26 protein-coding genes are annotated in these 25,830 nt (G+C 71.1%); 11 read left to right on the forward strand and 15 right to left on the reverse strand.

From position 1 onward, the window contains the following. The first annotated feature begins 12 nt into the window (after positions 1-12). Complete coding sequence (locus tag ACFU97_RS19540; protein ID WP_384257909.1) at positions 13-1,317, forward strand: MFS transporter; 1,305 nt, start codon at positions 13-15, stop codon at positions 1,315-1,317. Here ACFU97_RS19540 and ACFU97_RS19545 read toward each other — a convergent pair. The 7 genes from ACFU97_RS19545 to ACFU97_RS19575 form a co-directional block, all read right to left on the reverse strand. Then, complete coding sequence (locus ACFU97_RS19545) at positions 1,307-2,407, reverse strand: calcium:proton antiporter (protein ID WP_384257911.1); 1,101 nt, start codon at positions 2,405-2,407, stop codon at positions 1,307-1,309. The two genes, ACFU97_RS19540 and ACFU97_RS19545, sit on opposite strands and share 11 nt — an antisense overlap. Positions 2,408-2,513: 106 nt before the next feature. Next, positions 2,514-2,828 carry a hypothetical protein gene (locus ACFU97_RS19550; protein ID WP_384257914.1) on the reverse strand — a complete coding sequence of 105 codons (315 nt, stop codon included), beginning with the start codon at positions 2,826-2,828 and terminating at the stop codon, positions 2,514-2,516. 127 nt (positions 2,829-2,955) lie between these two features. Further along, positions 2,956-3,957 carry a TerC/Alx family metal homeostasis membrane protein gene (locus ACFU97_RS19555; RefSeq protein WP_384257916.1) on the reverse strand — a complete coding sequence of 334 codons (1,002 nt, stop codon included), beginning with the start codon at positions 3,955-3,957 and terminating at the stop codon, positions 2,956-2,958. A 230-nt stretch (positions 3,958-4,187) separates the two neighbouring features. Further along, on the reverse strand, positions 4,188-6,185 hold the full coding sequence (locus tag ACFU97_RS19560; protein ID WP_384257918.1) for a TerD family protein: 1,998 nt from the start codon (positions 6,183-6,185) through the stop codon (positions 4,188-4,190). 81 nt (positions 6,186-6,266) lie between these two features. Beyond that, positions 6,267-6,845, reverse strand: a complete 579-nt coding sequence (locus ACFU97_RS19565; protein WP_384257921.1) for a TerD family protein — start codon at positions 6,843-6,845, stop codon at positions 6,267-6,269. Positions 6,846-7,004: 159 nt separating this feature from the next. Continuing rightward, positions 7,005-9,140, reverse strand: coding sequence for an excinuclease ABC subunit UvrB (gene uvrB / locus ACFU97_RS19570; RefSeq protein ID WP_384257924.1), 2,136 nt, complete (start codon positions 9,138-9,140; stop codon positions 7,005-7,007). A gap of 40 nt (positions 9,141-9,180) precedes the next feature. After that, positions 9,181-10,047: an MHYT domain-containing protein gene (locus tag ACFU97_RS19575; protein WP_384257926.1), complete on the reverse strand. Its 867-nt coding sequence runs from the start codon at positions 10,045-10,047 to the stop codon at positions 9,181-9,183. A gap of 278 nt (positions 10,048-10,325) precedes the next feature. Here ACFU97_RS19575 and ACFU97_RS19580 point away from each other — a divergent pair, with 278 nt between their 5' ends. The 3 genes from ACFU97_RS19580 to fdhA all read left to right on the forward strand — a co-directional run bounded on the left by ACFU97_RS19580 (position 10,326) and on the right by fdhA (position 13,181). Next, positions 10,326-11,249 carry a glycerophosphodiester phosphodiesterase gene (locus ACFU97_RS19580; protein ID WP_384257927.1) on the forward strand — a complete coding sequence of 308 codons (924 nt, stop codon included), beginning with the start codon at positions 10,326-10,328 and terminating at the stop codon, positions 11,247-11,249. A gap of 46 nt (positions 11,250-11,295) precedes the next feature. Then, the gene (locus ACFU97_RS19585) at positions 11,296-11,850 is read left to right on the forward strand and encodes a methylated-DNA--[protein]-cysteine S-methyltransferase (RefSeq protein WP_384257930.1); all 555 of its coding nucleotides are present in this window, start codon (positions 11,296-11,298) and stop codon (positions 11,848-11,850) included. Positions 11,851-11,954: 104 nt separating this feature from the next. Continuing rightward, the gene (gene fdhA / locus ACFU97_RS19590; protein ID WP_384257932.1) at positions 11,955-13,181 is read left to right on the forward strand and encodes a formaldehyde dehydrogenase, glutathione-independent; all 1,227 of its coding nucleotides are present in this window, start codon (positions 11,955-11,957) and stop codon (positions 13,179-13,181) included. Positions 13,182-13,239: 58 nt separating this feature from the next. On the opposite strand, the gene ACFU97_RS19595 is transcribed toward fdhA, so the two are convergent. Both ACFU97_RS19595 and ACFU97_RS19600 read right to left on the reverse strand, forming a co-directional pair. After that, positions 13,240-13,668, reverse strand: coding sequence for a VOC family protein (locus ACFU97_RS19595; RefSeq protein ID WP_384257935.1), 429 nt, complete (start codon positions 13,666-13,668; stop codon positions 13,240-13,242). A 73-nt stretch (positions 13,669-13,741) separates the two neighbouring features. Beyond that, a complete protein-coding gene (locus ACFU97_RS19600) occupies positions 13,742-14,536 on the reverse strand; it encodes a methyltransferase (protein WP_384257937.1) in 795 nt (264 codons plus the stop codon). Positions 14,537-14,750: 214 nt separating this feature from the next. On the opposite strand from ACFU97_RS19600, the gene ACFU97_RS19605 reads away from it, so the two are divergent. Continuing rightward, positions 14,751-15,878, forward strand: coding sequence for a magnesium and cobalt transport protein CorA (locus ACFU97_RS19605; RefSeq protein ID WP_384257939.1), 1,128 nt, complete (start codon positions 14,751-14,753; stop codon positions 15,876-15,878). A 31-nt stretch (positions 15,879-15,909) separates the two neighbouring features. Here ACFU97_RS19605 and ACFU97_RS19610 read toward each other — a convergent pair whose 3' ends face one another. The 3 genes from ACFU97_RS19610 to ACFU97_RS19620 form a co-directional block, all read right to left on the reverse strand. Beyond that, entirely contained in the window at positions 15,910-16,338 is a 429-nt protein-coding gene (locus tag ACFU97_RS19610) for a CBS domain-containing protein (protein WP_384257942.1), read from the reverse strand. A 155-nt stretch (positions 16,339-16,493) separates the two neighbouring features. After that, positions 16,494-16,907, reverse strand: coding sequence for a PPOX class F420-dependent oxidoreductase (locus ACFU97_RS19615; RefSeq protein WP_384257944.1), 414 nt, complete (start codon positions 16,905-16,907; stop codon positions 16,494-16,496). 58 nt (positions 16,908-16,965) lie between these two features. Then, positions 16,966-17,598: a uridine kinase gene (locus ACFU97_RS19620; protein WP_384257946.1), complete on the reverse strand. Its 633-nt coding sequence runs from the start codon at positions 17,596-17,598 to the stop codon at positions 16,966-16,968. A gap of 89 nt (positions 17,599-17,687) precedes the next feature. Here ACFU97_RS19620 and ACFU97_RS19625 point away from each other — a divergent pair, with 89 nt between their 5' ends. From ACFU97_RS19625 to ACFU97_RS19635, 3 genes are all read left to right on the forward strand, one after another. Next, on the forward strand, positions 17,688-18,383 hold the full coding sequence (locus tag ACFU97_RS19625) for a DUF2293 domain-containing protein (protein WP_384257949.1): 696 nt from the start codon (positions 17,688-17,690) through the stop codon (positions 18,381-18,383). A 328-nt stretch (positions 18,384-18,711) separates the two neighbouring features. Then, a complete protein-coding gene (locus ACFU97_RS19630) occupies positions 18,712-19,191 on the forward strand; it encodes a DUF1772 domain-containing protein (RefSeq protein ID WP_384257951.1) in 480 nt (159 codons plus the stop codon). 114 nt (positions 19,192-19,305) lie between these two features. Further along, positions 19,306-20,793 carry a glutamate synthase subunit beta gene (locus tag ACFU97_RS19635; RefSeq protein WP_384257954.1) on the forward strand — a complete coding sequence of 496 codons (1,488 nt, stop codon included), beginning with the start codon at positions 19,306-19,308 and terminating at the stop codon, positions 20,791-20,793. Between the two features lie 153 nt (positions 20,794-20,946). Here the strand turns inward: ACFU97_RS19635 and ACFU97_RS19640 are convergent, their stop codons facing one another. After that, on the reverse strand, positions 20,947-21,201 hold the full coding sequence (locus tag ACFU97_RS19640) for a DUF397 domain-containing protein (protein ID WP_384257956.1): 255 nt from the start codon (positions 21,199-21,201) through the stop codon (positions 20,947-20,949). After that, positions 21,202-22,062 carry a helix-turn-helix domain-containing protein gene (locus ACFU97_RS19645; RefSeq protein WP_384257959.1) on the reverse strand — a complete coding sequence of 287 codons (861 nt, stop codon included), beginning with the start codon at positions 22,060-22,062 and terminating at the stop codon, positions 21,202-21,204. It abuts the gene before it with no gap. Between the two features lie 258 nt (positions 22,063-22,320). On the opposite strand from ACFU97_RS19645, the gene ACFU97_RS19650 reads away from it, so the two are divergent. The 3 genes from ACFU97_RS19650 to ACFU97_RS19660 all read left to right on the forward strand — a co-directional run bounded on the left by ACFU97_RS19650 (position 22,321) and on the right by ACFU97_RS19660 (position 25,482). After that, complete coding sequence (locus tag ACFU97_RS19650; RefSeq protein WP_384257961.1) at positions 22,321-22,950, forward strand: ATP-binding protein; 630 nt, start codon at positions 22,321-22,323, stop codon at positions 22,948-22,950. Further along, entirely contained in the window at positions 22,941-23,381 is a 441-nt protein-coding gene (locus tag ACFU97_RS19655) for a hypothetical protein (protein ID WP_384257964.1), read from the forward strand. Before ACFU97_RS19650 ends, ACFU97_RS19655 begins: the two co-directional genes overlap by 10 nt. A gap of 238 nt (positions 23,382-23,619) precedes the next feature. Then, positions 23,620-25,482 carry an ABC transporter ATP-binding protein gene (locus ACFU97_RS19660; RefSeq protein ID WP_384258096.1) on the forward strand — a complete coding sequence of 621 codons (1,863 nt, stop codon included), beginning with the start codon at positions 23,620-23,622 and terminating at the stop codon, positions 25,480-25,482. Between the two features lie 7 nt (positions 25,483-25,489). On the opposite strand, the gene ACFU97_RS19665 is transcribed toward ACFU97_RS19660, so the two are convergent. Beyond that, entirely contained in the window at positions 25,490-25,675 is a 186-nt protein-coding gene (locus ACFU97_RS19665; protein WP_384257966.1) for a hypothetical protein, read from the reverse strand. Positions 25,676-25,830: the final 155 nt, after the last annotated feature.

Here is a 25,830-nt window from a genome sequence, read left to right on the forward strand (position 1 = left end):
AGTTGACGCAGCATGCACGACGTACGCACCGTGACCGGCCCCTCCATGCTGCGGCTCGCGACCGCCTCGCTCGCCGGTACGGCCATCGAGTTCTACGACTTCTTCGTCTACGGCACCGCCGCGGCCCTGGTGCTGGGGCCGCTGTTCTTCCCGGCGTTCTCGCCGGTGGCCGGGACCCTCGCCGCCTTCGCGACGTTCGGCGTGGGCTTCCTCGCGCGGCCGCTGGGCTCGGTGCTGTTCGGGCACATCGGGGACCGGCGCGGGCGCCGCCCGGTCCTCGTCGGCTCGCTGCTGCTGACCGGCGCCTCCACGGTCGCCGTCGGCTGCGTGCCCTCGTACGCGTCGATCGGTGTGGCCGCTCCCGTGCTGCTGCTCGTGCTGCGTTTCCTCCAGGGGCTGGGGCTCGGCGGCGAGTGGGGCGGGGCCGTGCTCCTCACCGCCGAGCACGCGCCCGCCGAACGGCGCGCCCTGTGGTCGAGCTTCCCGCAGGTCGGACCCGCCCTCGGCTTCCTCCTCGCCAACGGCGTGGTGCTGGCCCTGTCGGCCGCACTGTCCGACGCGCAGTTCGCCGCGTGGGGCTGGCGCGTGCCGTTCTGGGCGGCCGGGCTGCTGGCGACGGCCGGACTCTGGCTTCGGTCTTCGCTCGCCGAGAGCCCCAGCTTCCTGGAGATCGACGACCACGCGCGCGTACCGCTCGCGGAGGTCCTGCGCGACCACTGGCGACTCGTCCTGCTCACGGCCGGCGCCCTCGCGATCGGCTACGCGATCTTCTACGCCGTCACCACGTGGTCGCTCGCCTACGGCACCGAGCGGCTCGGGGTGAGCCGTACGGTCATGCTGACCTGCATCATGGCCGCGGTGGTGGTGAAGGGCGCACTCACCCCGGTGTCCGCGCTGCTCGGGGACCGCTACGGGCGGCGGACGACGTGCCTGGCCGGCTGCACCGCCGCCGTGCTGTGGATGTTCCCGACGGTCGCCCTTCTCGCGACCGGTGAGCCGCTGCTGATGTTCACCGGCTTCCTGGGCGCGCTGATCGCCTTCATCACGATGTTCGGGGTGATCGCGGCCTACCTGCCCGAGTTGTACGAGCCGCGTGTGCGCTGCACCGGTGCTGCCGTCGGCTACAACCTCGGCGGGGTGCTCGGGGGCGCGCTCACGCCGATCGCGGCGACGGCGCTCGCCGGGCACGGGGGCCGGGTGCCGTGGGGCGTGGGGGCGTATCTGACGGGGATCGCGCTGCTGAGCCTCGGCTGCTTCGCCCTGCTGCCCGAGACGCGGCCGGTGCCGGGCGCCGTCCCGGAGCCGGTCATGGATTGATCGCCAGCTCCAGATAGGCCGCGAACAGCACCAGATGGACCCCGCCCTGGAGCGGCGTGGCCCGGCCCGGCACCACGGTCAGGGAGGCCACCACCACGGTGAGCGCGAGCAGCACCATGTGCACGGAGCCGAGGCCGAGGACGAGCGGTCCGGAGAGCCAGATCGAGGCCAGGGCGACCGCGGGGATGGTCAGGCCGATGCTGGCCATGGCGGAGCCGAGGGCAAGGTTCAGGCTGGTCTGCACCCGGTCGCGGCGGGCGGAGCGCAGGGCGGCGATGGTCTCCGGGAGCAGCACCAGGAGGGCGATGACCACGCCGACGACGGCGTGGTGCAGCCCGGCCGCCTCCACCCCGGACTCGATCGTGGGCGACACGCCCTTCGCCAGTCCGACCACGCCGATCAGTGCGAGGAGCAGCAGGCCGAGGCTGATCCAGGCGGTGCGGGCGGAGGGCTCGTCGGCATGGTCGTCGGCCGTGATCACCTCGCCCTGGCGGGTGATCGGCAGGAAGTAGTCGCGGTGCCGCACGGTCTGGGTCGCGACGAACAGGCCGTAGAGGATCAGGGAGGAGAGCGCGGCGAAGGTGAGCTGTACGCCCGAGAACTCCGGGCCCGGCTTGCTCGTGGTGAACGTCGGCAGCACCAGGCTGAGCGTGGCCAGGGTGGCGACGGTCGCGAGGGCGGCACCGGTGCCCTCGGGGTTGAAGACCGCCGTGCCGTGGCGCAGGGAGGCGACGAGCAGGCAGATGCCGACGATGCCGTTGCACGTGATCATGACGGCGGCGAAGACCGTGTCCCGGGCCAGCGTCGAGCTCTTGTCGCCGCCGTCTGCCATGAGGGTGACGATCAGCGCGACCTCGATCACGGTGACGGCGACGGCCAGCACGAGGGAGCCGAAGGGCTCGCCGACCCGGTGGGCGACCACCTCGGCGTGGTGGACGGCGGCCAGCACGGCCCCCGCGAGGACCACCGTGACCAGGGCGACGACGGCGCCGGGCAGATCGCGGCCCCAGGTGAACGCGAGCAGGACGATCGCCAGCACCGGAACGCCGACCGTCCACCGTGTCGTGAGCGATCTCAGCCGAGCGATCATGAAGTGATCGTCGCAGAGGCGCCTGGGCCCCGCACTCCGGTCGTCCGGGTCCGGCTCCCGGCCGCACGCGGCCCGGACCTCGGCTGATGTGCGGAGCCCATGAACCTCACTTCATCTCGGTCATCTCGAGTACGTCGCAGTCCGTGAAGGACGGCGGCCTCGTGGACAGTGCGGCCATGCGCTCCGCCATCTTCGTCGTCTCGGGGTCGTTGCTGTTCCGCATGGCCTCCTCGTAGGAGTCGAACTCGATCACGACGAGAAAGCGGCCCGGCGTGCTGCGGTCACGCAGCACGAGGCGGTGCGTCGGTCCGCCGCTGCGGCCGGCGAACTTCTTGTCCATCTCCTCGGACAGGGCGCGCATCTCGTCGATGCGGTCGGTCTCGAAGTCCACGATCTGCACGAACTTCATGGGTGCGTCCACGGGTGCCTCCCCCGGCCAGGGCACTCCCGGAGCGGAAGCGCCGTCCACCCAACGAAGCACCGGGAGCCGTCTTCGGCAATTCGGAGCGCACGGCTCCCGGTGGTGGTTGTTCCTACGCCGGTCGTGGTCAGGTCTGGATGCTGTCCTTCGCAGCGCCTTCGCTCTCCGCCCGCGCCGCCTCGTCCGCCGCCTGCTTCCGGGACGCTCGCAGGCTGGTGATCGTGGTGACGATCAGGACGGAGCAGATGACGCCGAGGGAGACCGGTATGGAGATCTCCGGTACGTGCACCCCGGACTCGTGCAGTGCGTGCAGCACCAGCTTCACGCCGATGAAGCCCAGGATGATCGACAGGCCGTAGCTGAGGTGGACCAGCTTCCTCAGCAGGCCGCCGATGAGGAAGTACAGCTGCCGCAGGCCCATCAGCGCGAAGGCGTTGGCCGTGAACACGATGTACGGGTCCTGGGTCAGGCCGAAGATCGCGGGGATCGAGTCGAGCGCGAAGAGCACGTCGGTGGTGCCGATCGCCAGCATCACGACCAGCATCGGGGTCATGACCCGCTTGCCGTTCTCCTGGATCCACAGCTTGGTGCCGTGGTAGCGGTCGGCCACGCCGAACCTGCGCTCGGCGGCCTTGAGCAGCTTGTTCTCCTCGAACTCCTCGTCCTCCTCGTCGGCCCGGGCCTCCTGGATGAGCTTCCAGGCGGTCCAGATCAGGAAGGCGCCGAAGAGGTAGAAGACCCACGAGAAGCTGGCGAGGATCGCGGCGCCCGCGGCGATGAAGACCGCCCGCAGGACCAGGGCTATGAGGACGCCCACGAGCAGGACCCGCTGCTGGTACTGCGAGGGGACCGCGAACTTCGCCATGATCAGGACGAAGACGAAGAGGTTGTCGACGCTCAGCGACTTCTCGGTGATGAAGCCGGCGAAGAACTCGCCGCCCGCCTCGCCGCCGCCGAAGACGAGCAGGCCGAGGCCGAAGAGCCCGGCGAGGGCGATCCAGACGACGGTCCAGATTCCGGCTTCCTTGACGGACACGTCGTGCGGCTTGCGGCCGATGAAGAAGTCGACCGCGATCAGGGCCGCCAGGCCCACGATGGTGAGGACCCACAGGGTCACGGAAACATCCACTGCGCCTCCGGCAGTACGTAACGGCAAATGTCAGCGTCGTCGCTGCCGGAGGTCTCTTCCACCCAGGCGCGGGCCCTGGGCCGACGCCCCGGGATCTGGCTGATCCGTACTGACGGGTGCGCCGCATCAGACAGGGAGTACTCCCCTCCGTGAGGAAAACAGTACCCCAATCACCAAGAAAAGGTAAAGCGATTGGCAAAGAAAAAACTAAATCAGCTGGTCAGGGCCCTTTACGTGTACTTGGTGCGGGCGGCCGCTACCTGCGTCAGCACCTGCTGGAGCACCTGGCTGCCGGACGGCACCAGCGGCGGCTCGTACGTCCAGGCGTGACCGACCCACGGATCGGCCAGGTGGTCGTCGGGCACCGGAGTGAGTCGCAGCAGCGAACGCCACAGCGGGTCGAGCAAAGGCCCGTAACCGGCGGCCTCCTCACGGTCCGCGACCAGCATCAGATGGACGCCGACGGCCGGGCCCTCGTCCGCGAGGTAGCGCAGCTGGTTCACCGCGCGGTCGTCGAAACCGTGCGGGAAGTCGTTGACGATCAGCAGCTGCTCGGCGGTGTCGAGGCCGGGCGGCAGCGAGTCGGCCGCGCCGCCGCGCACCGCCATCTGCACCAGATCGACCCGCTGGGTGAGCCGCGTCAGGACGTCCGCCACGCCCGCCGCGCCCAGGGCCGGCGGCGCCGCGAGCACGCCGGTCTGCACCAGCGGCACGAGCGCCTGGGCCCCGGAGCCGGCCGCGTCGATCACGTGCACGGCGAACTCGCCCGCCGGGTAGACCGCGAGCAGTCGGGCCGCCAGCGCCACCGCGGTCTCCATCGCGAGGTGCCGCAGCGCGTGGCTGTCCGTGGCCTCGTCGTCGAGATAGGCGGTGCGGCCGCTGTCGATCCACAGGCCGCGCTCCAGCGGCAGGCGGACCAGCATCGGGATGCGCAGCAGCTCGCTCTCGGGCAGCCGGAGATCACCCAGGCGCAGGGCCATGGGGATCTCCATCGGCACCCGGTAGCCGTGCCAGACGGGGTTGTCCCAGCGTGCGTACGCGGGCGGGAGCGCGGGTTCGACGACGTCCGACTCCGCGCGCAGCTGGGCGAGATCCCGGTCGAGCGCATGCCTGGCCTGGTCGACCAGCTGCGTGTGCTTGGCGCGGGCCGCCTCGCGGGCGGCGTCGCCCTGCCCGCCGATCCTGCTGCGCGGGTCGGAGAGGACCTGGTCCAGCTCCTTCTCCATGCGCGACTCGGCGAAGTCGACGGCGCTGCGGTACGCGGCCGTGGTGCGGGCCAGGTCCTCGAACATGCCCCAGACCTGGTTGTAGAGCCGCTCGTCCATGGACCAGCCGGTCGCGTCGCCCGCGACGGGCTGCGCGGGCTGCCCCGGCCGGGCCGGGGGCGCGGTCGGCGGGGGCGGTGGCGGGGCGGAGGTCTGCCGGCCCGGGTGGCTGTAGTTGACCGGGCCACCGGTGGGCGTGGCCGGCTGGGTGACCGCGGAGGGGTCGACCGGCTCGGTGGACCCCGGCTGGGTGCCCTGCGGTTCGTACGGGGACGAGGGCTGCGGGTCCGCCGGTCCCGGGGTGCCCTGCCGTGTGGGGCCGCCCTGGTCGGGGCCGAGCGCCGGTGCGGCGGTCTGACGTGTGCGGTCGCCGTCCGAGGTGCGCTGCGGCGGCGCGGGAACCGAGCGCGCCAGACCGTGGGCCACGGCGTCGTTGATGGTGCCCGCGAGCTGGTGGGCCTCGGACAGGCCCTGGTCGGTGAGGAGTTCGGCGAGGCCGCCGGCGTATCCCTGGCCCACGGCGCGGACCTTCCAGGCGCCCTGGCGGCGGTAGAGCTCCAGGGCGACGACGGCCGACTCGGCGTCCAGGCCGGTGATCGTGTAACTGGCGACCTCGGCGCCGTCGAGGCCGGTGACGGCGACGAAGGGGGCGGCCACCGCGCCGAAGCGGACCGGGCCGCCTGCGCCCGTGGGCAGGGCGAGCAGCACGCTGACGCGGTGCACGGACTCCGGCATGGCGTCCAGATCCACCGCGAGTCGGTGGTCGGCTGCCGCCTGCTTGGAGACCTCGAGCCCCGGCAGGGTGGGCGCGCCCGGGTGGGCCACCCATTCGACGCCGCGTGCCCTGCCGTCCGCGTCGCCGAGCGTGGCCGAGGCAACGATCGGTGTGCCGGCCGAGACCCGGATCTCGAGGCGGACCTGGGAGAGCGGGTGGTTCTGTCCCCGCACCAGCTCGGCCGTCATCGCCCTCTCCCCCTGTGTCGCTGATGTGTCGTGTGGTGTGCGCCGGGGCCCGTCCCGCGGTCGGGCCCCGGCGGGGTCGGACTACAGGTGCGGCAGGATCGCCGGCATCAGGTCCTGGAAGGTGCGGCCGTTGGCCGGCGTGCCGAGGGCCGTCATCGTCCAGCCGGGGCCCGAGCGGTGCACCTTGGCCATGATCTGGGCGGTGTAGGCGCCGCCGCCCGCGAGCGTGTAGCGGGCCAGCTCCTGGCCGTTGGACTCGTCGACCAGGCGGCAGAACGCGTTCTGCACCTCCTGGAACGTCTGGCCGGTGAAGGAGTTCACGGTGAAGACGATCTGGTCGATGTGGACCGGGATACGCGCGAGGTCGACGAGGATCGCCTCGTCGTCGCCGCCCTGCCCGGCACCGCCGACGAGGTTGTCACCGGTGTGGCGCACGGAGCCGTCGTCGCTCACCAGGTGGCGGAAGAAGACGACGTCGACCGGCTGCTTGTCCGCGAACAGCACGGCGGAGGCGTCAAGGTCGATCTCCCGGGTGCGCGATCCGAACAGGCCGCGCCGGGGAGCCGCCTGCCAGCCGAGACCCATGCGCACCGCGGTCAGACTGCCCCCGTCGTTCTTCTGCAGACTGATGGCCTGACCCTTTGTCATGTTGACGGTCACGCGCTGATTCCCCTCTCGAGCTGTCCCCTGTTGCCGCGATTCCGCGGTTGTCGAGAACCCTACGCAGGGCCACCGACAGTGACGAACCCCGACCCGTGCTTTGTGTCGGTCTTGCAACACAGCACGCACGGGCCGGGGTCCGGCAGTTGACGCGCCCGGTCAGGCCAGGCCCGCCTCCCGCATCTGGCGCAGTTCCTTCTTCATCTCGGAGATCTCGTCGCGCAGCCGGGCCGCGATCTCGAACTGGAGGTCGGCGGCGGCGGCCCGCATCCGCGCCGTCATCTCCTCGATCTGGTCGGCGAGTTCGGCCGCGGGGCGGTCGGTCGGGACCGTCTCCTTGGCCTTGCCCTTGGCGCTCCTGCCGCCGATCGCCTTGTTGCCGAGGGCGGGCACGGGTGCCTTGGCGCCCTTGCCGTCCTTGGACTGGCGGTAGCCCGAGCCGAGCAGCTGCTCGGTGTCGACGTCCTCGCGGGCGATCTGGGCGACGATGTCGTTGATCTTCTTGCGGAGCGGCTGCGGGTCGATGCCCCGCTCGGTGTTGTAGGCGACCTGCTTCTCCCGGCGGCGGTTGGTCTCGTCGATGGCCTTCTCCATCGCCGGGGTGATCTTGTCGGCGTACATGTGGACCTGGCCGGAGACGTTGCGCGCCGCGCGGCCGATGGTCTGGATCAGGGACGTGCCGGAGCGCAGGAAGCCCTCCTTGTCGGCGTCCAGGATCGCCACCAGCGACACCTCGGGCAGGTCGAGGCCCTCACGCAGCAGGTTGATGCCGACCAGTACGTCGAACTCGCCGGAGCGCAGCTCCCGCAGCAGCTCGACGCGGCGCAGGGTGTCGACGTCGCTGTGCAGGTAGCGCACCTGGATGCCGAGCTCCAGGAAGTAGTCCGTGAGGTCCTCGGCCATCTTCTTGGTGAGCGTGGTGACCAGGACGCGCTCGTCCTTCTCGGTGCGCGTGCGGATCTCGTGCACCAGGTCGTCGATCTGGCCCTCGGTGGGCTTGACGACGACCTCCGGGTCGACGAGGCCGGTGGGGCGGATGATCTGCTCGACGACGCCGTCCCCGCGGGAGAGCTCGTACTTGCCGGGGGTCGCCGACAGGTAGACCGTCTGCCCGATGCGCTCCTGGAACTCCTCCCACTTCAGCGGGCGGTTGTCGAGGGCGGAGGGCAGCCGGAATCCGTGGTCGACGAGGGTGCGCTTGCGGGACGCGTCGCCCTCGTACATGGCGCCGATCTGCGGGACGGTGTTGTGCGACTCGTCGATGACGAGCAGGAAGTCGTCCGGGAAGTAGTCGAGCAGGGTGTTCGGCGGGGAGCCGGGCAGGCGGCCGTCGAAGTGCATCGAGTAGTTCTCCACGCCGGAGCAGGAGCCGATCTGGCGCAGCATCTCCAGGTCGTACGTCGTCCGCATCCTCAGGCGCTGCGCTTCCAGGAGCTTGCCCTGCTTCTCCAGCTCGGCCAGGCGCTCGCCGAGCTCCTTCTCGATGTCGTTGACCGCCCGCTCCATGCGCTCGGGGCCCGCGACGTAGTGGGAGGCCGGGAAAACGTACAGGTGCTGGTCGTCGCTGATGATCTCGCCGGTGATCGGATGCAGGGTGGAGAGGGCCTCGATCTCGTCGCCGAACATCTCGATGCGGACGGCCAGCTCCTCGTAGACCGGGAAGATCTCGATGGTGTCGCCGCGGACGCGGAAGGTGCCCCGGGTGAAGGCCAGGTCGTTGCGCGTGTACTGGATGTCGACGAAGCGGCGCAGCAGCTCGTCGCGGTCGACCTCGTCGCCGACCCTGAGGGGGACCATGCGGTCCACGTACTCCTGCGGGGTGCCGAGGCCGTAGATGCAGGACACCGAGGCGACCACGACGACGTCGCGGCGGGTGAGCAGGGAGTTGGTCGCCGAGTGGCGCAGCCGCTCGACCTCCTCGTTGATCGAGGAGTCCTTCTCGATGTAGGTGTCCGACTGCGGGACGTAGGCCTCGGGCTGGTAGTAGTCGTAGTACGAGACGAAGTACTCGACCGCGTTGTTGGGCAGGAGCTCGCGGAACTCGTTCGCCAGCTGGGCGGCCAGGGTCTTGTTCGGCGCCATCACGAGGGTGGGGCGCTGGAGCTTCTCGATCATCCACGCGGTGGTGGCGGACTTGCCGGTGCCGGTCGCGCCGAGCAGGACCACGTCCTTCTCGCCGGCCTGGATGCGCCGGGCGAGATCGTCGATGGCCTGGGGCTGGTCGCCGCTGGGCTGGTAGGGGCTGACGACCTCGAAGGGCGCCACCGTGCGTTCGATGTTGGAAACGGGCCGCATGGAACCAACCGTACGACCCGGCACTGACAACGCGGGCCGGTCAGCGGTTCTGCGGGGTCCGGGAGCGGCGCCGGGCCGAGAGCCGGACCGGGCGCGGCGGCACGTGATGGGCCTGGTGGTGGACCGCCGGATGGGCCGGGACGCCCGGCTTGTTCTCGACCGGGGTCACGGCCGGCTTGCCCATGACCATCATCGGGTCGAACAGCACGACCACACCCGCGAGGACCAGGAAGGCGAGCGGGCCGACGAGCATGGGCCACAGCAGTTCGGCGGGCGATTCGCCCTCGGTGGGCACGCCCGTGTCGTGGAGGTGGACGCTGAGGGCCGCCATGCCCGTGTAGTGCATGCCGCTGACCGCCAGCCCCATGACCAGGCTCGCGCCCACGCTCCACGCGAACCCTCTGACCTGCCCGGCCGCCCACAGGGCGGCCGTCGCGGCGACCATGGCGATGACGACCGAGACGGCGACGGTCAGGGTGTTGTACTCCAGCTTGCCGTTCAGGCGCATTCCGGCCATGCCCAGGTAGTGCATCGACGCGACGCCCAGGCCGGTGATCGTGCCCCCGGTGAACAGGGCCGCTCCCCTGGCGCCCCGGTAGCCGACGATGAAGATCCCGACGCCCACCATCACGATGGCGACGCCGAGGCTGGCGAAGGTCAGCGCCTTGTCGTAGTGGATCGGCGCCTCCTTGACCGTGAAGCCCATCATGGCCACGAAGTGCATGGTCCATATGCCGGAGCCGATGGCCGCCGCGCCGAGGGCGAGCCAGCCTGGACGCCAGGACTGCGCGACCAGCATCGATCTGGTGGTGCAGCGCAGGCCGAGGGCGCCACCGAGGCAGGCCATGAGATAGGCCACCACCGGTGTGACGAGTCCGTAGGTGAATCCGTCGACCGTGCCTCGCATGCGCGGCTGCCCTTCCGCCCTCTTCGTCCCGTGAATCGCTGAAATGCGCCCCCTCCCAGGACCGCAGGAGCGGTCAGGGTTGAGGCAGAGAGTATGGCCCCCACCGGAATGGTCGAACGATATTCCGGCAAAGAAACACGTCGTTGCCTCAGTTGTGCGGCACCGGTGTGCGGACTTGGGCAACACCATTCGATGTGTGGCCATTCTGCACTCCGGCGTTGTTCACGCTCTGCTGTCACAGTTGATCTGTCCGTGATAGACCGACGTGAGGGGTACGCATGTACGCGCGCGCTGTCGCCGCCGTCACCACCGCTCTCCTGGGGACGGCCGCTCTGCTGGTGCCCGGATCCGATGCCAAGGCAGGTTCCCCCGCGACGGTCACTCACGCCCCTGCGGGCGCCGTCACCGCGCGGCCGCTGGTCATCGGCCACCGGGGAGCCTCCGCCCAGGCGCCCGAGAACACGCTGGCCGCCATCGACCGGGCGGCCAGGCTGGGCGTCTCCTGGGTCGAGAACGACGTGCAGCGGACCAGGGACGGCGAGCTCGTGGTCATCCACGACGACAGCCTTGTGCGGACGACGAATGTGAAGGACGTCTTCCCCCACCGGGCGCCCTGGAAGGTGAAGGACTTCACCGCGGCGGAGATCGCGCGCCTGGACGCGGGCAGCTGGTTCGCCCCCCGGTTCGCGGGCACGCGCGTGCCGACGCTGACGCAGTACATGCGCCGCGTCGAGCACAACCACCAGAAGCTGCTGCTGGAGATCAAGAACCCCGAGCTGTACCCGGGCATCGAGCAGCAGATCCTGAAGGTTCTCGGCGACGAGGGCTGGCTCGACCGGCAGCACCTGGCGGGCCGGCTGATCGTGCAGAGCTTCGGTGCGGACAGCCTGCGGATCGTGCACGGACTCGCGCCCGCCGTCCGGACGGCCTTCCTCGGCGCGCCGCACGTCGCGGACCTGCCCGCGTACGCGGGCTTCTCCGACGGGATCAATCCGTCCCACGGCTCGGTCTCCAGGGGCTACGTCGCCGCCGTGCACTCGGTCGCGGGACCGCACGGCAGGCCGCTCGCCGTCTTCGCCTGGACCGTCGACGACGCGGACACCGCCCGCCAGGTCGCCCGCTACGGCGTCGACGGCGTCATCAGCGACAAGCCGGACGTGGTCCGGACCGCGCTGCGCACCACCGCGCCGCAGACCCCCTGACGCCGCTGCGCCGGGCGTTGTCAGTGGCGGGTCGTACGGTGGGCGCATGGACAGCGATGGGCACTACGAGCAGCAGGTCGTGTGGGCCGTGGTCGACACCGGGATCGGTCCGCTGCTGCTGGCCGCGACCCGGGAGGGCCTGGTCAACGTCGTCTTCCACGCCACCGAGGCGGTGCGCGACAAGGCGCTCGCCCGGCTCGCGTCCCGGCTGGGGGCGGAGCCCGTCGAAGCTCCCGGCTCCCCGCTGCTGGCCGAGGCGATACGCCAGGTCACGGCGTACTTCAGCGGTCGGCGGCGGGACTTCGAGCTGCCGCTGGACTGGTCGCTGACGTCCGGCTTCAACCGGCAGGTGCTGCGGGAGCTGGCGGCCGGCGTCCCGTACGGCGCGGTCGTCGGCTACGGCGATCTGGCCGGACGGGTGGGCCAGCCGGGCGCGGCCCAGGCGGTCGGGACGGCGATGGGGTCCAATCCGCTGCCGGTCGTGGTGCCCTGCCACCGCGTGGTGGAGAGCGACGGGGGCATCGGGGGCTTCGGGGGCGGGCTGGAGACGAAGCGCAAGCTGCTCGCTCTGGAGGGCGTGCTGCCCGAGCCTCTGTTCTGAGGGGTGCGAGAAGGGTGGTCGGCAGGGGAAGCCGGTAGCAGACTCCGCCATGCGCACAGCCACTGGCATCCGAGGACTCGGAGCCGAAGGGACGGCGATCACGCATGACCGGAAACAGGGCAGTCGCTTATCTCAAGCCGGGCACGGTGGAAGTAAGGACCATCGATCACCCCACGCTCGAACTCCAGGACGGGCCTGGGGTGGCGCCGGACAATGTCGGCCGGAAGTGCCGGCACGGTGTGATCCTCAAAGTGCTCGCCAGCAACATCTGCGGAAGTGACCAGCACATGGTGCGCGGCCGGACGACCGCGCCCGAGGGGCTGGTCCTCGGACACGAGATCACCGGAGAGGTCGTCGAGAGGGGGCCCGACGTCGAGTTCGTCGAAGTCGGCGACATCGTCTCGGTACCGTTCAACATCGCCTGCGGGCGGTGCCGCAACTGCAAGGAACGCGCGACCGGCATCTGCCTGAACGTCAACCCGGCCCGCCCCGGCGCGGCCTACGGTTACGTCGACATGGGCGGCTGGGTCGGCGGCCAGGCCGAGTACGCCATGGTCCCGTACGCGGACTTCAACGTGCTGAAGTTCCCGGACCGGGACGAGGCGCGCGAGAAACTGCTCGACCTGACGATGCTGTCGGACATCTTCCCGACCGGCTTCCACGGCGTGGTGACCTCGGGCGCCGGTGTCGGGTCCACGGTGTACGTCGCCGGGGCGGGCCCGGTCGGTCTCGCCGCCGCCGCGTCGGCGCAGCTGCTGGGCGCCGCCGTGGTCGTCGTCGGCGACCTCAATCCCGAACGCCTCGCCCAGGCGCGGAGCTTCGGCTGCGAGACCGTCGACGTCTCGCAGGGCAGTGTCGAGGACCAGCTCGTGCAGATCCTCGGGGTGCCCGAGGTGGACGCCGCGGTCGACGCGGTCGGCTTCGAGGCGCGGGCCCACGGCAAGGACGCCCAGGAGGCACCGGCGACGGTGCTCAACTCCCTGATGGGCGTCGTGCGCGCGGGCGGCGCCCTGGGCATCCCGGGGCTGTACGTCACGGACGACCCCGGCGGGATCGACCAGGACGCCAAGTCCGGGACGCTGAAGGTCCGGCTCGGCCTGGGCTGGGCCAAGAGCCACCACTTCACGACGGGCCAGTGCCCGGTGATGAAGTACCACCGGGGCCTGATGATGGCGATCCTGCACGAGCGCGTGCACATCGCCAAGGCGGTCAACGCGACCGTCATCGGCCTGGACGACGCACCGCGCGGCTACGCCGAGTTCGACCAGGGCGCCAGCCGCAAGTACGTGCTCGATCCGCACGGCGCACTGAGCGGTGTGAGCCCGGTCTGACCCGCACCGGGGGTGCCCACGCGTACGCGCGCGTGGGCACCCCCTCGGCCGGCCGGAGCTAGTCGTAGTGCCGGGCCTCGAAGACGTTCCCGTCCGGGTCGCGGAAGTAGAAGCTGCGCCGGGCCTTCCCACGGGCGCCGTAGGAGTCGTAGGAGAACTCGGAGAGGGGGACGGCGCGTTCCTCGAGGCGGCCGTGCAGGGCGTCGAACTCCTCGCCGGGCAGCGCCAGGCAGACGTGGTTGACCGGGTGGCCCGCGCTGTCGGCGGCGCCGGGGACCATCTTCATGCCCGGCGCCATGGAGTGCGGCATGAGGTCGATGATGCTCTCGTCGTTGAGCCGGACCGAGGGGAAGGAGACCTCCCCCGCCGAGAACTCGGTGAGCCTCAGCGGCCGCAGGCCGACCGCCTTCTCGTAGAAGTCGGCCGAGGCGACCGGGTCGCGTACCCACAGGACTACATGGTCTAGACGCGTCGTGTTGTCCGTCATGTTCTTCAGGCTGGTGTGATCTCCCGCGGGCCGCAAGGGTCCGGCGGGACGGAGGGCCGCCGCTCCCCCGGTGCTACGGCTTGCGGCCCCACGCGGAGATCATCGGGGCCGTCGCCAGGTCCATCCCACCGGCCGCGACGTTCGCCAGGTGGCGGTCGATGTCCTCGTCCGTGGCGATCTCCGCGGCGACGAGGCGGTCGCGGATCTGGCGGACGGTGGCCGACTCCAGGGCGGCGCAGGCCGGGGAGGTGAGCGGGAAGTACACGTCGGCCCGCACGTCGTCCATCCCGGCCTCGCGCAGCAGGCGCGGCAGACGGCGGCCGTAGGAGAGGTCGGCGCCCCGGTCGGCGAGCAGCCGGCGGAAGCCGCGGCGCAGGCGGTTGGCGAGCTCCTCCTCGGGGCCGTGCTCGTCGGGGCAGGTCAGGGGCTGCAGGGCCGGGTCGGCGTCCTCGACGAGGAGCACGCCGCCGGGACGCAGGGCGTCGATCATCGACCGCAACGCCCGTTCGCGGTCGGGGACATGGACCAGGACGAGGCGGGCGTGCACCAGGTCGAAGCCCTCGCCCGGGGGCTCCTCGGCGGCGACGTCGTGGACGCGCACGCTGACCGGCGGGTGGGCCGCGGTGGCGAGCAGCGAGGTGTCGATGTCGGTGGCGACGACCTCCCCTCCCGGACCCACCTTCCCGGCCAGCCAGGACACCACCGAGGTGCCGCCGGCGCCGACCTCCCAGCAGCGCCAGCCGGATCCGACGCCGAGCCCTTCGAGGTGCCGGAAGGTCGTGGGGTCGAACAGGGCGGTGAAGGCGTCGAAGCGCTCTTCCGCCTCGGCCTGCCGGTTGTCGAGGAGGTATCCGTCGGATTCGCTCATGCCGTGATCATCCCAGTCGCGGGCGGTCCGTGAGCCGCCGTGAATCCTTCGTCCACAGGCGGGAACAAGACGGAATGTCCTGCTCCCACAGCCTCACCCACCCCTTACGGAGACCTGGCACACTGGCTGGCCAAGGCACCTCCAGGCGGCCCGTCCGGCCAGGGCGGACCGCCGACCGCGTTTCGAACCCGGAGATCCACGCTAGGAGATCCAGATGTCCATGGCAGGGAATCTGCGGAAGGTCACTCACCTCGGCAAGGTGGGCAACCTCCGCAAGGTGGCACGGCTGACCCGGCGGCGCCCCCGCGTCGACCTGAGCCACCCGGCCCGCTCCCCGCTGGGCTCCTCGGTGGTGAACTGCGTGACGTACCGCGACGGCGTGCGCGAGCCGGCCGGCAGCGACCTGGTGGACGCCGTGAAGCGCGTGCGGAAGAACGGCGACGGGTTCGTGTGGCTGGGTCTGCACGAGCCGACGGACCAGGAGTTCGCGGGCATCGCCGAGCTCTTCGACCTGCATCCTCTGGCCGTGGAGGACGCGGTCGAGGCCCATCAGCGCCCGAAGCTGGAGCGGTACGGCGAGACGCTGTTCGCGGTGTTCAAGACCGTCTGCTACGTCGAGCACGAGGAGCTGACCGCGACGAGCGAGGTGGTGAACACCGGCGAGATCATGGTGTTCACCGGTGAGGACTTCGTGATCACGGTCCGGCACGGCATGCACGGCTCGCTGGGTCCGCTGCGCGAGGAGCTGGAGGACGACCGGCAGCAGCTCGCGAAGGGCCCGGCGGCGGTGCTGCACGCGATCGCCGACCATGTGGTGGACGACTATCTGCACGTGACCGACGCGGTCCAGGCGGACATCGACCAGGTCGAGATGGACGTGTTCGCGGAGAACGGCGCGCGGGCCGACCCGGGCCGGATCTACCAGCTCAAGCGTGAACTGCTGGAACTGAAGCGGGCCGTCGTCCCCCTCGGCCGCCCGGTCGAGGAGCTCGCCACCCGGCCGATCCGGGTGGTGAGCCCGGAGATACAGACGTACTTCCGGGACGTCCTCGACCATCTGATGCGGGCGAAGGACCAGATCGCCGCCTTCGACGAACTGCTCAACTCGATCCTGCAGGCGCACCTCGCGCAGGTCACGGTCGCGCAGAACGAGGACATGCGGAAGATCACCGCCTGGGCCGCGGTGATCGCCGTGCCGACGATGGTGTGCGGTGTCTACGGCATGAACTTCGATCACATGCCGGAGCTGCACTGGACGTTCGGCTACCCCCTTGTCCTCGGCGTCATATCCATCGCGTGCCTGGCGCTCTACCGCGGCTTCCGGCGCAACGGCTGGCTGTGAGGGAACCCGGCGGGCCGGCCGGACCGTCGTATCAGCCCGTCGTCGTCCTGGCGTAGACGCTGTGGGCGAAGTCGGCGATCTGGTCCTCCGTCAGATGCTGGGCCAGGTCGGCCTCGCTGATCATGCCGACCAGCCGCTTGTTCTCGATGACCGGGAGCCGGCGGATCTGGTGGTCCTGCATCTCGCGGAGCACGTCGCCGACGTCGGCGCCCGAATCGATCCAGCGCGGGGTGCCGTGGGCCATCTCACCGGCGGTGATCCTGGCGGGGTCGTGGCCCATGGCCACGCAGCCGACGACGATGTCGCGGTCGGTGAGGATGCCGCACAGCCGCTCGTTCTCGTCGCTGATGGGCAGGGCCCCGACGTTCAGCTCGCGCATCAGCTGGGCCGCGCGGTCCAGCGTCTCGTGGGCGGGGATCCACTGGGCACCACGGTGCATGATGTCTCCGGCAGTGGTCATGGAGTACCTCCCGATGCCGGACGGCCGGCGCGGCACAGGACGCACCGCTAGTCCCGGCGCGTTTCATTCTCCTGGCGCGGCCCGCCCGATGCACCCGGAACTCCGCGGTAACAGACACCCGGCGGGCACAGGACGGCTCGGGCGCCGGGTCCGCCTCAGGCCGAGAAGGAGACGATCTTCCGGGGTACGACCCGGATGATCACGCGGACCTCGTCGTCCTTCTCCGCGGGCGGGTCGATGCCGAGGTACTTGTGCGAGAGCTCGCGCGGAAGCCGTTTGCCGTCGTCGGGGAGGATCTCGGCGGTGCCGCGGATCTCGACCGAGGTGTAGGGGTCGGCGAGGTCGAAGACCGAGAGGCTGACGCGGGGGTCGCGGCGGAGGTTGCGCACCTTCTGCCGCCCGTCGGTGGAGGAGAACAGCACGGCGTCGCCCTCGCGTTTGATCCAGACCACGGAGTTCTGCGGGGCGCCGTCGGGGCCGAGGGTGGCGACGGCGGCGAAGTTCCTGCCGTCGAGCAGTGCGCGGACGGGGGCGGCGAAGGTGACCGGATCGTTCGAGGAGGTCGTCATGGAGCCAGGTTATGAGCCAGGACAACTACATGCACATACATATAGTGGCGGCGTGCCGTCAGCCCCTCCACGCCGGGTGGCGCGGATCGTCCGCCCGCACCAGGACGTCGGCCGCGCCCGCCGGATCGGTCTCGTCGGCGTAGCGCTCGTAGGCGGGGAGCGTCCAGTGGTCGGCCTCGGGGGTGCGACGGCGCAGGGCGCCGGGTGAGAGCAGCACGTGGACGGTGAGGTCGAAGGGGAACCAGTGGCGCAGCAGGAGGGGACCGTGCAGCAACAGCAGCCCGCCGGGCGGGAGTTGGACGTAGGGACTGCGGGTGGCGCGGTCGGTGACCGGGTCCCACAGGTCGGGCAGGACGCGCCCGTCGCCGCCGGGTTCGAGGGGGCCGAAGACCTCGCGCCACAAGGCACCGGTGTCCAGCCGGCCGTCGTAGTAGGCGTCGATGTCCTGGCGGCCGTATTCGAGGCGGACGGAGGCGGGCCGCAGGAACCCCTCCGCGGCGACGGTCAGCGAGGGGCGGCCGCGCACGCGCAGGGCCTCGGCGACCCGTTCGGCGAGGTCGCCCGGGCGGGCCGCCGGGGCTCCGTCGAAGGCGACGCGGGTCCAGGGCCCGCCGTCGGCCGGCTTCAGGTCGAGCAGGCGCTCGGCCAGGAGGTCGCCGAGCCGGTCCCAGGTGATCGCTTCGAGTCGCACACGGCCATGATGCGCCAGCGCCGGTCCGGGCTGCGCACAGGCCCGAATTCGCGGTGGTCCCGAGCCCCGTCAGGGGGAATGAGACACATATGGCACGTCCGGCAACTCCCTCGCCCCGCGCCGGGCTTGTCGTCTTCCAGCCCCTCAGGAGACGGCACTGCACGGAGTGTCACGGCGGGCCGCTGACCCTGCTCGTGCTGGAGGACGGGGCGCCCCGGTGTGTCGACTGCGCCGACCTGGGGCATCTGGTGTTCCTGCCGCGCGGCGACACCGCGCTGACGCGGCGGTCGCGGGAGGAGAGCACGCTGTCGGCGGTCGTGGTGCGGTTCAACCGGCGCAAAGGGCGGTACGAGCGGCAGGGCGTCCTGGTGGAGGAGGCGGGACTCGCCCGGGCCGAGGAGCGCTGCCTCGCGGACGCGGAGGCGCGAAGGCGGCGCCGGGCCCGGGACGCCCAGCTGCGGGCCGTGCAGGACGTCCGGTTCGGGCAGGCGTTCGCGGCGGAGATCCGCCGGCTGTTTCCCGGGTGCCCGGCGGACCGGGCGGAGGCGATCGCCGCGCACGCCTCGGCGCGGGGCAGCGGGCGGGTGGGCCGGAGCGCCGCCGGGCGCGCCCTGTCCGAGGGCGCCGTCGTCTCGGCGGTCGTGGCGTCCGTACGGCATCTGGACACACCGTACGACCAGTTGCTGATGAGCGGGGTGCCGCGGCGCGAGGCCCGGCGGCGGATCGGACCGGGGGTGGAGACGGTGCTGCGGGGATGGCGATCGGGAAGGGCGGAGGTCGGTTGAGGAACGGGAACCGGACGACGAGCACCGGGCAGATCCCGCACACGTGGACGCACAGACGGATGCGCCGATGGCCGTGCATGCGGATGCACCGGTGGTCTCGCGGACGGATGCGCCGGTGGACGCACCGGTGGCGGCCTCCCGGACAGCACCCCCGGCGGTACCCCTCGCGCCTGCCACGCAGACACCCGTGGCGCGCGGGCGGCCCTCGCCTGGACGCACGCGCATGCGTCCGCGGTCCTCGGCCATGGTCACTGTGCCCGTACGGAATTTCACTTGAGGTGACTGCAGGCGCCGGGCAGGATCTCGGCTCTACGGGGGAGTTGACGACATGATCGATGGACCGTACCTCTGGCTGACGGTGCTGGGCGTGCTCGGAACGGGCCTGGTGGCGGGGGTCTTCTGCGGGTTCTCGACGTTCGTGATGAGGGGCCTCGCCTCGCTCCCGCCGGCGCAGGGCGTCGCCGCGATGAACGCGATCAACGTGACCGCGGTGATGCCGGCGTTCATGATCGTGTTCATGGGGTCGGCGGTGCTGTGCGCGGTGCTCGCCGTGGTCACCTTCGTGCTCTGGCCGGGCGACGGACGGGTGGCGCTGCTGCTGGGCAGCGCGCTGTACCTGTTCGGCTCGTTCGGCGTGACCATGATCGCGAACGTGCCGCGCAACGACACGCTGGCCAGGCTGGATCCGGGCACTCCGGAGGCGGCCGCGTACTGGCCGACGTACGTGCGCGAGTGGATGTTCTGGAACCACGTCCGCACGGTCGCCTCGGCCTGCTCGGCGGTGGCGTACGTCGTGGCCCTCACCTGACCACGGAAAGCGCTGGTCGTCCCCCTCTGCGCGGGTGGCCGGGGAGTCGTATCGTGGCCGGAAGGGCGCCGTCACGACGCCGGCTCACCGTATGTGGGTGCAAGGAAGACGGCCATGGGCGATCCCAAGGGATTCATGTCCACGCCTCGCCGGGAATGGCCTCGCCGGCCGGTCGAGGAGCGGGTCCGGGACTGGGACGAGGTCTATGTCCCGGGGGCGCTGCTGCCCATCATCGGCAAGCAGGCCGACCGCTGCATGGACTGCGGCATCCCGTTCTGCCACGACGCCTGTCCGCTCGGCAATCTGATCCCCGAGTGGAACGACCTGGTCAGCCGGGACGACTGGCGGGCGGCGGCGGACCGGCTGCACGCCACCAACAACTTTCCCGAGTTCACCGGCCGGTTGTGTCCCGCGCCGTGCGAGGCGGGCTGCGTGCTCGCGATCAACCAGCCCGCGGTCACCATCAAGAACGTCGAGGTCGCCGTCGCCGACCGCTCGTGGGAGCTGGGGTTCGTGCCGCCGCGGCCGCCGGACCGGCTGTCCGGGCACACCGTGGCGGTGGTCGGCTCGGGCCCCACGGGCCTTGCGGCGGCGCAGCAGCTGACCCGGGCGGGGCACACGGTCGCCGTGTACGAGAAGGACGACCGGCTCGGCGGGCTGATGCGGTACGGCATCCCCGAGTTCAAGATGGAGAAGCACCATCTGGACCGGCGGCTGGATCAGATGCGGGCCGAGGGGACGAAGTTCCGTACGGCGACGGCGGTCGGGGTGGACGTCGGGGCGGTGGAGCTGAGAGCGCGCTACGACGCCGTGGTGGTCGCCACAGGGGCGACGGCGTGGCGTGAACTGCCCGTGCCCGGGCGGGAGCTGGCCGGCATCCGGCAGGCGATGGAGTATCTGCCGCTGGCCAACCGGGTGCGGGAGGGGGACCTCGCGAGCTCCCCGATGTCGGCCGCCGGGAAGCATGTCGTCATCGTCGGCGGCGGCGACACCGGGGCGGACTGCCTGGGTACCGCGGTGCGTGAACGGGCCGCGTCCGTCACCCAGTTGGACATCTACGCCCAGCCCGGCGCCGACCGCGACGACGACGCCGAGCCCTGGCCGACGTACCCGAAGGTCTACCGGCTCTCCGCCGCCCACGAGGAGGCCCGCGATCTGCGGACGGCTCCGGCGGCGGACGCGGACGCGCGGCTGTTCGCGGCGTCCACGCTCCGCTTCGAGGGCGACGCCGAGGGACATGTGCGCGCGCTGCACCTGGTCGAGGTGGACGCGGCGCGCAGTCCCCGGCGGGGCACCGAACGAACGCTCCCCGCCGACCTCGTGCTGCTCGCGCTCGGCTTCTCCGGGCCCGACCGCGCGGACGGGCTCGTCGACCAGCTCGGACTGGCCATGGAGCCCCGCGGCACGATCACCCGGGACGCCTCCTTCGCGACCAACGTGCCCGGCGTGTTCGCGGCCGGGGACGCGGCGCGCGGCCAGTCGCTGATCGTGTGGGCGATCGCGGAGGGCCGGGCCGTCGCGGCGGCCGTCGACCGGCATCTGACGGGCAGCTCTCAACTGCCTTCGCCGATCGGGCCGTTCGACCGCCCGATGACGGTGTGAGCACCGACGGTGCCCCTGCGGGGCTCCGCCTCCACGAAAGCTCCGCCACTACGCAGGCTCTGCCACAAACAATGATCAACTTAGCGTCAGCACAAGGGATTCGACGGGAACATGGGCAACGGACAACGGTCGGCGGACAACGGGCAACAAGGTTCAGGACAGCAGGAAGTCGGCCTCCCCCGCCTTGGCGCCCTCGATGAAGGCCGTCATCTCGTCGGTGGTGTAGATCAGCGCCGGCCCGTCCGGGTCGGTGGACTGGCGGACGGCGATCCGCCCGTCGGCGAGCTTCATCGCCTCCAGGCAGTTGCCGCCGTTGCCGCCACTCCACGGCTTGTGCCACCCCTCGCTGCCCAGCTCCCGCGAGGGCATGCCGTTGTAGACGTGTTTGCGCGGCTTGTTGCGATCCATTCACAGCTCCTTGCGGAGATCCCGGAGGATCTCCTTCGTGCGATGTGCCGTAGCGGCCTGCGCCGCCATGCGGTCCATGACCTCGAGGTGGGTCGCCACCTCCGAGCGCGCGTCGAGGTAGACGGCGCCGGTCAGGTACTCGCTGTAGACCATGTCCGGCAGTTCTGACATGGCAAATCGGAACAGCACGAAGGGCCCGTACGTGCCGGGGTGCGGCCCGTTGGCGAAGGGCGCGACCTGCAGGGTCACGTTGGGCAGCTCCGTGGCCTCGAGCAACCGGTCGATCTGTGCACGCATCACCTCCGGGCCGCCGGCCGGGCGGCGCATCGCGGTCTCGTCCATGACCGCCCAGAATCGGGGCGCGTCAGGACGGGTGAGCAGTTCCTGGCGTTGTATGCGCAGGTCGACATGGCGCTCGATGTCTTCGGGTTGCGTCTGGCCGACGGCGCCCGATCTGAGCACTCCGCGCGCGTAGTCCTCGGTCTGCAGCAGCCCGGGGACGAAGTGCGGGTCGTAGGAGCGGATGAGGGAGGCCGCGCCCTCCAGGCTGACGTACATCGAGAACCAGCCCGGCAGGATGTCGTGGAACCGCTGCCACCAGCCGGGCTTGTTGGCCTCCTCGGCCAGCTGCACGAAGGCCTCGGCCTCCTCGTCCGAGACGCCGTAGGACTTCAGGAGCAGCTGGAGGTACGGGATCTTGAGGCCGACCTCGGCCATCTCCATGCGGCGGACCGTGGCCGGGGCGACGCGCAGGACGCGCGCGGCCTCCTCGCGCTTGAGGCCGGCGCGCTCGCGCAGATCCAGCAGACGGCGGCCGAGGACGACCTGTCCGACGGTGGGCGCGGACCGCGGTTCACTCACGCTCCACCTCCACCACGTCGCGTTCGCCCTGTCGTCCCTGGCGTGCGGCGCCAGGGTCCGGGCCCGCATCACTTGCATGCTTACAGCCATACGGCGCCATTCGAAGACCTATTCGAAGATCTGTACGGATCTCCGTCGATCCCAATTGGCGCCGCTCAAGGTGCTGTTGCGAGCAGTGTGCCACGGCATTTCACCGAGTCACACAGCACTCTGCATTTTTCAGAGTGACACTTGCCAAGTGTTCACGGCGGGGCGATAGTGGCAAGCGTGATTCCGTCCGCGCCCTTAGGAACAGACGCTGCCGCAGGCCCCCCCGGTCTCGGCGCCGCCGCGGCGGTGGCCTCCGACAAGGCCCCTGCCGAGCGCCGGTTCCGGTTCGAGCTGGCCGCACATCCGGGCTCTCCCGCCCAGGCCAGACGCCTGGCCAAGGCCCGGCTCGACGTCTGGTCGGTGTGCGAGGACATCTGCGACACCGCCGCTCTGGTCATCTCGGAGCTGGTCACCAACGCCCTCGTGCACACGGCGAGCAGCCGCATAGTCTGCGAGCTGCACGACGGCGACGACCTGGTGCGCATAGCCGTGCGTGACGAGGGTTGCGCACCCGGTGAACCCCATCCGCTGCGGGCACGGCCCGAGGAGGAGCACGGGAGGGGATTGCTCCTCATCGACGCGCTCTGCGACGCCTGGGGTGCTCATGAGCACGGACCGGGGCTGCTGGTCTGGGCCGAGCTGCCGCGCAAGGCCGTTCCCCAGGACCCCGGGCACGACTGCGGACCCTGCAACGACCTGGGCTGGGGAGCCCGTCCCAAGCCGGGCCCGGCCGGCGGGGAGGGCGACGACGAGACGGACGCACACGGACGGCACGGGACGGGAGACGCATGGCGGTGAGGGCTGCGTCCGGCGCCCGGGCGCTGAGCCTGGACACGCTGGTCCGCCTCGGGCGGGGACTGCACGCACCGGCCACACCCCGGCGACTCGCCGTGCCCGAGGGCATGACGGCACCGCTGGGCTGCGACGCGGTGCGGATACCCGCCCGCCTCGGCCCGCTGGTGCTGCCGCGGCTGCCCCGTGTGGGGTGCGTGTACGCCGATGACACGCACTGGTGGTGGCTCGTCCCGTCCGACTCCGACTACGCACTCGAGTGGCCGGAGCCCACGCAGTACGCCGCCGGGGCGGTAGTTCCGGACGCCCCGGCGGTCCCCGACCTCATCCACCTGCCATCGGGCACGGTGCCGTACACCCCGCCGATCCCGCTGTATCTGGCCCTGTGCCGGGTGACGGGGACGACGCCGAGCTGGTCGCGGCCCGCCGTCGCGTAACCGGTGATTGCGTAAACATCGCGTGGCCGCAGGGCGTACGCCCGCGTGTCCGTCCGTCTTCGGCCTGCGCCCTGCCCCGAGGCGCCCGGCACGGCGATAGTGGCCGTTCGTCGACGTGGACCGGGGGAGGCCGGCGGTGCGGTCATTGCGGGGCGGGGTGCTGGGACGGGGCGGACGGACCACGCCCGAGGTCTCCGAGTCGGAGCAACTGCTCTTCGGGGGCCCGCTCCGCTACGACATGGGCTGGAACCAGCACCATGACGCGTTCCTCGAACTGAACTTCCGGGCCATGGTGCGGCGGCTGCCGTCCCTGCTGGGGTCGAGCTTCCGGCTCGCCTGGCAGGCCGACCGGCGGGCGGCGCGGATCGTGCTGGCCGCCGAGGTCGGCCGGGGCGCGACACAGGCGGTGAGCCTGCTCGCGGTCAACAGCGTGCTGGGCCGGCTGATGGGCGGCGGCGCGATCGAGGACCGGCTGCGCGGCGCCGCTCCCGCGCTGATCGCCATGGCCGTCGTCATGCTGGTCGGGGCGACGCTGCGGGCGGCGTCGACGTATGCCACCGGGCGGCTGGAGCCCAAGGTGGAGCGCGTGGCCACCGAGCTGTACCTGGAGCGGGCGGCGGCCGTGGAGCTGGCCGCGATCGAGGACCACACCTTCCACAAGCTGCTGGACACCGCGCAGTACGGCGCCTCCTCGGCCCGCCGGATGATCTCGTACTCCACGCGCGTGGTGAACGCGATGATCTCGCTGATCGCGGCGGCGAGCGTGCTGACCGTGCTGCACCCGGCCCTGCTTCCGCTGCTCGCCACCATGACGCTGCCCAGCGCGTGGAGCGCGCTGACCAACGCACGACGCCGCTACGAGTCCTTCCACATCTGGGTGCAGCACGCGCGGGCCGGGCATCTGATCAGCGGGCTGCTGACCGAGCCGGCCGCCGCGCCGGAGATCCGCGTGCACGGCGTGGGCCCCTTCCTGCTGCGCCACTTCCGCGCCATGTCGGAGGCCGCGGAGGCGGAGCAGGCCCGGCTGGCCCGGCTGGCCGCGCGGACGGGGCTGATCGCCGCGGCCTGGACGGGCATCGCGACCGTGGCGACGTACGCGACGCTGGGCCTGCTGCTGCTCGGCGGGGCGATGGCCCTGTCGGTGGCGGGGACCGCCGTGATCGCGATCCGGACGGGTTCGTCGAGCCTGGACAGCCTGGTGCTGGAGATCAACGCGCTCCACGAGGAGGCCCTGTTCGTCGGCGATCTGCAGAAGCTCTACGTCGAGGCGGCCGAACGGGCGATCCCGGTCGGGGGCGACCCGCTGCCGGAGGACCCCCGGGAGATCAGGTTCGAGAACGTCACGTTCCGCTATCCCGGCGAGTCCTCCCGCCCCGCCCTCGACGACGTCACGCTCACGCTGCCGCTCGGCGGCATCGTGGCGCTGGTCGGCGAGAACAGCTCCGGCAAGACGACCCTGATCAAACTGCTCTCCGGCCTCTACACGCCGGACGAGGGCCGGGTCCTGTGGGACGGGGTCGACACGGCGACCGCGGACCGCCACGCGCTGGCCGAACGGGTCGCGATGCTGGCCCAGGACTTCAAGCGCTGGCCGTTCACGGCCCGGGTCAACGTGGCCGTCGGCCGCTCCTCGGCGCCGCTGACCGACGACCGCCTGGCCACCTCGCTCGCCGAGGCCGGGGCCGGGGACGTCGTGGAGAACCTGCCACGCGGCCTGGACACCCTGCTCGCCCGCAATTTCAGCGGCGGGCATGAGCTGTCCGGGGGACAGTGGCAGCGGCTCGGCATCGCGCGGGCGGCCTACCGGCGCGGTCGCGTCCTGGTCGTGGACGAGCCGACGGCGGCCCTGGACGCCCGGGCCGAGCTGGAGGTCTTCGAGAAGATCCGGGCCCTGGCCTCGGCGGGCCAGACCGTCATCCTGATCACGCACCGGCTGGCGTCCGTACGGCACGCGGATCTGGTCCATGTGCTCGACCGGGGCCGTCTCGCGGAGTCCGGGACCCCGGGCGAGCTGCTGGCCCGGGGCGGGATCTACGCGGAGCTCTACGCGCTCCAGGCCGAGCAGTTCAGGGCACCCGTGCCCGCCCCCGAGGCGGGCTGAGGTCACCTCAGGCGATCGCGTCCGCGGCCGTGTCGCCGCGCACGATCACCAGGAACGTGTCCGTCGCGAGGTCCATGACGACCTCGGCGGGCAGTCCTTCCATCCGTCGCGCGTGCGCGAACTCCTCCGCCGGCCACGAGCCTCGCGGCCCACCTGCGGGAAAGCGTTCGAGCACCGTTCGCCCGTTCACCATCTCGCACCTCCAGAAGCGTTGTCCTGTAGGAGTTAACGCCTTCCAGGGGCCGAACGCCTCGCTCAGTTGCCGGACTGAGACGTAGTTGACACTTGTTCAGCGCGGAGTGTGAGGATCCGGTCACTCAATGAAGATCCCGGACGCTTCGTGACTAC

The sequence above is a fragment of the Streptomyces sp. NPDC057616 genome (assembly GCF_042800575.1).
Taxonomy (GTDB): domain Bacteria; phylum Actinomycetota; class Actinomycetes; order Streptomycetales; family Streptomycetaceae; genus Streptomyces.